The sequence below is a fragment of the Aeromonas sp. 600948 genome (assembly GCF_049174875.1).
In the GTDB taxonomy this organism is placed as follows: domain Bacteria; phylum Pseudomonadota; class Gammaproteobacteria; order Enterobacterales; family Aeromonadaceae; genus Aeromonas; species Aeromonas veronii_A.
In genome coordinates this window covers 38803-46568 of record NZ_JAAKTY010000030.1, presented here as the reverse complement: position 1 = coordinate 46568, position 7766 = coordinate 38803, and the positions used below count along the sequence as shown (strand labels likewise).

The 7766-nt window shown below is 58.9% G+C and carries 7 protein-coding genes; 3 read left to right on the top strand and 4 right to left on the bottom strand.

Features of this window, described 5'->3' with window-relative positions; genetic code table 11:
* From G5182_RS18920 to trhA, 3 genes are all read right to left on the bottom strand, one after another.
* Window positions 1-1535: retention module-containing protein (locus G5182_RS18920; protein ID WP_421254640.1), on the bottom strand; the 1535-nt coding region annotated here is incomplete at its 3' end.
* Between the two features lie 229 nt (window positions 1536-1764).
* Entirely contained in the window at window positions 1765-3426 is a 1662-nt protein-coding gene (locus G5182_RS18915; RefSeq protein WP_216952965.1) for a putative transporter, read from the bottom strand.
* Between the two features lie 127 nt (window positions 3427-3553).
* Window positions 3554-4189, bottom strand: a complete 636-nt coding sequence (gene trhA / locus G5182_RS18910; protein WP_005335337.1) for a PAQR family membrane homeostasis protein TrhA — start codon at window positions 4187-4189, stop codon at window positions 3554-3556.
* Window positions 4190-4364: 175 nt separating this feature from the next.
* On the opposite strand from trhA, the gene G5182_RS18905 reads away from it, so the two are divergent.
* The 3 genes from G5182_RS18905 (at window position 4365) to G5182_RS18895 (ending at window position 6863) form a co-directional block, all read left to right on the top strand.
* Window positions 4365-5888: an aminotransferase class V-fold PLP-dependent enzyme gene (locus G5182_RS18905; RefSeq protein ID WP_421210072.1), complete on the top strand. Its 1524-nt coding sequence runs from the start codon at window positions 4365-4367 to the stop codon at window positions 5886-5888.
* Window positions 5889-5978: 90 nt separating this feature from the next.
* Complete coding sequence (locus G5182_RS18900) at window positions 5979-6542, top strand: septation protein A (protein ID WP_005354349.1); 564 nt, start codon at window positions 5979-5981, stop codon at window positions 6540-6542.
* A 24-nt stretch (window positions 6543-6566) separates the two neighbouring features.
* Window positions 6567-6863, top strand: coding sequence for a YciI family protein (locus G5182_RS18895; RefSeq protein ID WP_227342015.1), 297 nt, complete (start codon window positions 6567-6569; stop codon window positions 6861-6863).
* A gap of 87 nt (window positions 6864-6950) precedes the next feature.
* On the opposite strand, the gene cysQ is transcribed toward G5182_RS18895, so the two are convergent.
* The gene (cysQ, locus tag G5182_RS18890; protein WP_408082986.1) at window positions 6951-7718 is read right to left on the bottom strand and encodes a 3'(2'),5'-bisphosphate nucleotidase CysQ; all 768 of its coding nucleotides are present in this window, start codon (window positions 7716-7718) and stop codon (window positions 6951-6953) included.
* Window positions 7719-7766: the final 48 nt, after the last annotated feature.

Sequence of the window (7766 nt, the reverse complement as noted above, 5' to 3'; positions counted from 1 at the left end):
TCGGTCACGGTCAGGGTGACCTTCTGGCCATCTTCCACGTTGCTGGTCGTGCCCTTGAGCTCGACCGCCTTGGCTTCATCCACCGACAGGTTGCCATCGCCAATCGCCGCTAGGTCGATGCTCGGCAGGTCAGTATCCACTTCATAACCTTCGCTGTCGGTCGCGGTGGCGCTGTTGCCCGCCACGTCGGTGCTGGTCACGCTGGCATCGATGGTGCGGTCGCCATCGGCCGCCAGGTCGCTGCCCGCCACCAAGATGGTGAAGCGGCCATCGGCATCCACCGGACCGGTAAACGGTTTGCCGTTGACGGTCAGGGTGACGGTGTCCCCTGCCTTGAACTCGCCGCTCACGGTGCCGCTGACCGGGATCTGCTGACCCGCTTCGGCGGCGTTGATGACGTCGTCGGCGGTGATGTCGGCATCCAGGGTGATGGCCAGGTCAGGGGCCTTGCTATCAACACTGCCATCGTCGGTAGCGGTACCTGTGTTGCCAGCCGGATCGGTGATGCTGGCTGTCACCTCATAGCTGCCTTCGGCCAGCGGAGTAGTGACATCTACGCTGTAGCTGCCACCAGGTTGTACCGTGGCGGTCAATTTTTGCTGGTTACCATTGGCATCGGTCACGACCAGAGTGACCGTGCTGCCAGCAGGTGCATCCGTAGTACCCGTGATGGTCGGGGTGGTGTCATTGGTATTGTCAGGTGCATCAACAGTAATCACTGGAGCGGTTACATCCACACTGCCATCATCAGTTGCACTGCCGGTATTCCCCGCAGGATCGGTCACTGTGGCGGTGACGGTATAAGAACCCTCGGCCAGTGGGGTAACCACATCCACGGTGAAGGTGCCATTAGGTGTGACAATAGCGGTCAGGGTCTGCTGATTGCCGTTGACATCGGTCACCACCAGGGTCACCGTGCTGCCTGCAGGCGCATCCGTGGTTCCGGTCAGGGTCGGAGTGGTGTCATTGGTATTGTCTGGCGCTACCACGGAGATGGTTGGAGGCGTAAGGTCAAATACCTCATCTTCTCCAGCCGCATCCAGCGGTGGCTCGCCATTGGCGTTGTAGATAGTATCGAAGGTGGCTTCAGCAATGGTTGCGGAACCGGTACGGTCGATGGTGACAAAACCGCCGTTGCCACTGGCTCCGGCGACACCACCAACACCACCACCACCGGCAGCAGGTGCACCGCCTGCGGCGGAGGCTTCAAAGGCCTGGGTCGGGTCAGCGCCACCCAAAATGGCTTCTTGCAGGGCACTGATATCATCGGGTGTGCCTGCGGCACTGTTTTGCGCCAGCTGGGGAGCATCTTCCTCTTCGGCAGGCTCACTCTGCTCGCTTGCAGGTTGCACATTGAAAGACTGTCCGCCGCCCATGAAACTGGCGCCATCCGGCGACATGATCACCGCCCCTTTCGGCAGCACATCCCCTTCCACCAGCAACTTGCGGCTACCATCTGCAGCCACCTGATAAACTTGACCTTTGAGCTGGGTGACGGTTACGCCCTGTTCCAGAGTAACGGAATTGGTAATCATGTTCTCTCCTGAATCCTGATTTGCATGCAAAAAGCCACAGCCTACTCTGCACAGAGAGAGAGCAAATAACCAGTTCGAAAATTCGAAAGAATAGACTGATTTGAGGCTGGACCGTTCAGCCAGACAGAAGGGTGACGAGGGGATTACCGAAAAATAAAAACTAAAATTATCAATACATTACATTATCATGACAGGAGCATGACAAGGCATGCTCCTGTCAGAATTAACCCTATGCACCGGCCCAGAGGATGATGGCCAGCAGTTGCGGCGAGATGATCCGCAAGAACATCACCAGCGGGTAGACAGTGGCATAGGAGAGCGCACTGGCACCACTGGTCGGGTGCATGGCGTTGGCAAAGGCCAATGCGGGAGGATCCGTCATGGAGCCAGCCAGCAAGCCACAGAGGGTGAGATAGTTCATCTTGCCATAGAGACGCGCCAGCACCCCGACCACCAGCAAGGGGATCAGGGTAATCGCTGCCCCATATAGCATCCAGGAGGGGCCATCACCGTTGATCAGGGTATCAACAAAGCCGGCCCCTGACTTGAAGCCAACCACCGCCAGAAACAGCACGATCCCGATCTCCCGCAACGCCAGGTTGGCGCTGGGGGGCATGAACCAGTAGAGCTTGCCGATGCTGCCGATCCGCGACAGGATCAGCGCCACCACCAGCGGCCCCCCCGCCAGACCCAATTTGAGAGCGGCCGGGAATCCGGGCAGGTAGAAGGGGATGGAGCCGAGCAATACGCCGAGGCCAATCCCGATAAATACCGGCAACATCTGCACCTGTTGCAGTTTTTGCTGCACGTTGCCGACCACATTGGTCACGGCCTCGATGGCATCGAGACGACCTACTAGGTTGAGGATGTCACCAAACTGCAGACTGGTCTGGCTGGTCGGTACCAGCTCGATACCGGCCCGGTTGAGGCGCGAGATCACCACGTCATAGCGCTGTTTGATGTCAAGATCGCGGATCTTCTTGCCCAGCACCTGCTCGTTGGTCACCACGACCCGCTCCACCCTCAGGTCGGTACCGCGAGTCGATAGGGAGGTGTCGACCTCTTCACCCAGCACCAGCAACACCTTGTGCAGTGCATGGCGCTCACCAACCAGGTGCAGCAGGTCGCCCAGCTCGATACGGGAATCAGGGCGCGGCACCATCAGCTCGTCGCCACGCTTGAGGCGTGAGCAGATGACATCAGACTCGTCGAGACTCGGGATCTCGCTCAGCATCAAGCCATGCATGTTGGGGTTGCGTACCGCGATGTTGATGGTCTGCAAGCTCTCCTTGGTTTTACCTGTCTGCAACTCGAACTGGGCGGCTTCATCGTCGATCTTGATGCGAAAGAAGACCCTGACCAGCCACATGGTGAGCAAAATGCCGCAGATGCCGAATGGATAGGCCACTGCGTATCCCATCCCCATCAGCCCGGTTGAACCATGGGGAGCTCCCAGCTCCGCCAGGATCTGCTGACCCGCACCAAGAGATGGGGTATTGGTCACGGCACCGGAGAAGACCCCGAGGATCACCGGTAGCGGCACATCAAACAGTTGATGAAGTGCCGCCGCAACGATGCACCCCAGGATAACCAGCAAAGCAGCAAAGGCATTGAGCTTGAGTCCGGAGCTGCGCAATGACGAGAAAAAACCGGGGCCGACCTGAATGCCGATGGTATAGACAAACAGGATCAGGCCAAACTCTTGAATAAAATGGAGTGTTTGCTCATCGAGCGCCAGCTCTGACACCCCGGCAAAGTGACCCACTATGATGCCGCCGAACAGCACCCCACCGATCCCTAACCCAACGCCATAGACTCGCCAGTTTCCAAGCCAGAGTCCCAGCACTGCCACCAGCGACAACATGCTGATGGAAAGCGCGATTTCACTCATTTCGTGCATCCTTTGCGAATTGAACTGGCCCTAGCTTGTCAGCAAACGCTGATGCCAACTGTGTGATACCGCACGAATTTATCCTTTTACGCGCTAAAAATACCAATTAAGGGCTAGTTGCAAGACGTTAGGCGACGTAGCCGTAAATGGCCATAAAGTGACAAACGCTGCCACCCAGCACAAAGAGATGCCAGATGGCGTGGTTATAGGGGATCTGCTTGGCCACATAGAAGATGACCCCGAGGCTGTAGATAAGGCCGCCAAGCCCGAGCAGCAGCAGCCCCTCACCGGCCAGATGGATATAGAGCTGGTAGATGACCACCAGCGACAACCAGCCCAACATCAGGTAGGTAAAGAGCGACAACTTCTTGAAGCGGTTGATAAATACCAACTTGAACACCACGCCAGCCAGCGCCAGGGCCCAGATCACCACCATCAACCCCTTTGCCAGCGGCGTATCGAGCGCCACCAGCAGAAAGGGGGTATAGGTGCCGGCAATCAGCAGATAGATGGCACAGTGATCAAACACCTTGCACCAGCGTCTGGCCCGCCCTTCCGCCATGCTGTGGTAGAGGGTCGAGGCAAGATAGAGTAGCACCAGACTGCCGCCATAAAGGCTGTAGCTCACCAGCGCCTGCGTACCCTGCCCCCATCCCTTGATGAGCAACAGCACCAGCCCGACAATCCCCAGCAACAATCCCGCACCGTGACTCAGCCGGTTTGCCAGCTCCTCCCGGGGGGAGTAATCCATCACACCACTCATAACATCGACTCCACAATAACTGTGGCTCACTCTACCCAGCGCCATTTCGGAGTACAAGTGTTCGCTTAAAAAATGGAGTGGCTGTCACCCGCCCCCCTTTGGTGTATGCTCTGCCGCCGATGCCCGACAGAAGCGGCATAGACACCAACACCGGTGACCTGGTCTGGAGAACCTGATGACGTTGACTGAGCTGTTTACACAAGCGGATCCCGCCTTTGGCGAGGCGATGAACACCTTGCTGGAGAGCTTCCACCACTCCGACGACAGTCAGGCTATCTACCAGCGCGACCAGTTCACCCACCAGCTCGCTCAATCCCGAATGCCTGCGGTCGGTCTCTCCATCGATGAGTATCTGGCGCGGCTGGCCACCCTGGTACCCGGCGCATCCCATCTCACCTCGCCACGCTACATGGGTCATATGACAGCACCATTGCCGGCCTTCACTGCCGAGCTGTCGCGCCTGCTGGTGATGCTCAACCAGAATCCGATGAAGATGGAGTCCTCCCGACTGCTCAGCTTTCTGGAGCGGGAGGTGCTGGCCAAGCTGCACCGCCTGATCTATGGCAGGGACGATGCTTTCTACGGCGAGCAGATGCATGCCAAGGATGCCGCCCTCGGCGTCATGACCAGCGGCGGCACCATCGCCAACGTCACGGCGCTGTGGCTAGCCCGCAACCGTGCCTGCGGCGACAACCTGTTCGCCCTCTATGAGCAGGGCTATCGCGGCGCCGTCATTCTGGGCTCCCGGCTGATGCACTACTCCTTCGACAAGGGGATGGATCTGTTGGGACTGGGCGCCCGCAGCGTCTGGCGCCTCGAGACCGACGAACAGAACCGGCTCAGTCTGGCCGCGCTGGAGCAGGCGCTGATCCAGAGCAAAGAGCAAAAATTGAAAGTACTGGCGCTGGTCGGCGTGGCGGGCAGCACAGACTTTGGCTCCATCGATCCGCTGCCGGAGCTGGCGGCCATCGCCGAACGCGAGCAGATCCACTTCCACGTGGATGCTGCCTGGGGTGGCCCGACCCTCTTCTCCCCCCGCTATCAAACCCTGCTGGCCGGGATCGAGCGAGCCGATACCGTCACCCTGGATGGCCACAAACAACTGCTGGTGCCGCTCGGTACCGGCATGCTGCTTTGCCGCCAGCCAGACCTGATGATGGCGGTCAAGCGGGAGGCCCCTTACGCCATCCGTGCCACCTCGTTCGATCAGGGTCGCTTTACCCTGGAGGGCACCCGCCCGGCCAACGCCCTCTATCTGGATGCCGCCTTCCAGCTGTTCGGCCAGCAGGGCTATGCCGACCTGCTCGAGGCCAACTACGACCGAGCCAGACTGATGGCCGAGCTTATCACCAGCAATCCGGCCTTCGAGTTGATGTCTGCTCCGGTGATGAACCTGCTCTCCTACCGCTGCATCCCGCCCCATCTACAGGGCAAGCTGCTGGACGAGACGGCCAACGAACAGATCAATGCCTTCAACGTGGCGCTGCAAAAAGCCCAGCGCGCCGAAGGGCACAGCTTTGTCTCCCGTACCCAGCGGGCGGTGGTACGCTACGGTGCCCAACCGCTCACCCTGCTGCGCGCCGTGCTGCTCAACCCGCTTATCGAAGAGCGCCATATCCGCGACCTGCTGGCCGATCAGCAGCGACTGGGGATCTCGATTGCACGCCAACTGTTTGGCGACAGCGCGGAACCGGCGTAAAAATGAGCGGTCTTATTCATTTGCCGTTGTCTGCTGTACAGGTAGACTGGGCGAAATTTGCAGGCCATCTTTGAGGACTAGGCGCCAACAATGAAGCAATTTATTGAATTTATTCCACTTATCGTTTTCTTTGCGGTCTACAAGTTCTACGACATCTATATGGCCACCGGCGCACTGGTGGTGGTCACCGGTCTGCAGCTCGCCTATAGCTGGATCCGCTATCGCAAAGTCGAGAAGATGCAGCTATTCACCTTCCTGCTGGTTGGCTTCTTCGGCGGCCTCACTGTCTTCTTCCACGATGACACCTTTATCAAGTGGAAAGTGACCGTCATCAACGTGCTGTTCGCACTGGGCCTGCTCATCAGCCGCTACGGCTTTGGCAAGAATCTGATCAAACAGATGTTGGCCAAGGAGCTGCAAGCCCCCGATGCAGTCTGGGACAAGGTCAATCTCGGCTGGGTCGGCTTCTTTACCGTCTGTGGCCTGCTCAACCTCTACGTGGCGTTCAACCTGCCGCAAGAGATGTGGGTCAACTTCAAGGTATTCGGCCTGCTGGGGATGACGCTGGTCTTTACCCTGCTGAGCGGCGTCTATCTCTATCGCCATATCCCTGCCGAGCAGTTGTCCCAGCAAAAAGACGAACCCAAAAAGTAACCCTCATCAGAAAAGGATTGTCTCATGTGGTATCTCATCTACTCCGAAGATGTCCCCGATAGCCTGCCACTGCGCAAGCAAGTTCGCCCTGCCCATCTGGCTCGCCTGCAAGCCCTGCAGGATGAAGGGCGCCTGCTGACCGCCGGCCCCAACCCGGCTATCGATGCAGAGGATCCGGCCGATGCAGGCTTTACCGGCAGCACCGTCATCGCCGAGTTTGCCTCGCTGGCTGACGCCAAAGACTGGGCCGATGCCGATCCCTATGTGGCAGCTGGCGTCTATGCCAAAGTGACCATCAAGCCGTTCAAGAAAGTCTTTTAAAACTGCGTCAAATACAAAGAGGCCGGAACGGATGTACAACCCGCTCCGGCCTCTTTTTATTGCGCGATGCTCAGCGCACCAACAAGGTCACGCTCTGGCGACAAACCAGGGATTGAGGATATCGGGGTTGTTGTAGGCAAGGGGTGAGCCATCGAGCTGGGTGACGCTGCCACCCGCCCCCTCCAGCACCGCCTGTGCAGCGCCGGTATCCCACTCGCAGGTAGGTGCGAGGCGCGGATAGAGCTCGGCGCCCCCCTCGGCAATGATGCAGAACTTCAGCGAACTGCCCATGGAAACCAGCTCGATCTCGCCAAAAGGAGCCAAGAAATCGAGGGTTTCCTGCGACAGGTGGTTGCGACTGCCCACCACTCGCCACGCCTCGCCTTCACGATGAGGCCGGGTCTGGATAGGCTCGCGCTTGCCATCGGCGATGCGCCAGGCACCGAGACCCTTTCCGCCATACCAGAGCTTGTCCAGCACAGGGGCATAGACCAGCCCCCAGCGCGGCGCCCCCCCTTCAATCAGCGCGATATTGACGGTGAACTCGCCGTTGCGGGAGACAAACTCCTTGGTGCCGTCGAGGGGATCCACCAGCCAGTAGCGGGACCAGCCGTGGCGTGCAGCCATCACCTCGGGCCCTGACTCCTCCGACAATACGGGAATATCCGGAGTCAGCCGCGCCAACCCCTGAACGATCACCTCATGAGCCCCCTTGTCGGCCGCGGTCAGCGGACTCTCGTCGCTCTTGTACTCCACCGCGAAGGGCTGGCTGTAGATAGCCATGATGGCCGCTCCCGCCGCGCGAGCGACAGGTTCAAGTTCGGTGATATCGGGGTGGTACAGGGGGTGATCCATAACAATCTCGTCCAATTCACAGGGTCAACCAGTGTAACCCTTTTGACA

Bases quoted from the DNA above. Each gene is read 5' to 3' on its own strand.
- cysQ (WP_408082986.1), bottom strand. From the start codon at position 7,718: ATGGATCACCCCCTGTACCACCCCGATATCACCGAACTTGAACCTGTC.
- G5182_RS18895 (WP_227342015.1), top strand. From the start codon at position 6,567: ATGTGGTATCTCATCTACTCCGAAGATGTCCCCGATAGCCTGCCACTG.
- G5182_RS18915 (WP_216952965.1), bottom strand. From the start codon at position 3,426: ATGAGTGAAATCGCGCTTTCCATCAGCATGTTGTCGCTGGTGGCAGTG.
- G5182_RS18900 (WP_005354349.1), top strand. From the start codon at position 5,979: ATGAAGCAATTTATTGAATTTATTCCACTTATCGTTTTCTTTGCGGTC.
- G5182_RS18905 (WP_421210072.1), top strand. From the start codon at position 4,365: ATGACGTTGACTGAGCTGTTTACACAAGCGGATCCCGCCTTTGGCGAG.
- trhA (WP_005335337.1), bottom strand. From the start codon at position 4,189: ATGAGTGGTGTGATGGATTACTCCCCCCGGGAGGAGCTGGCAAACCGG.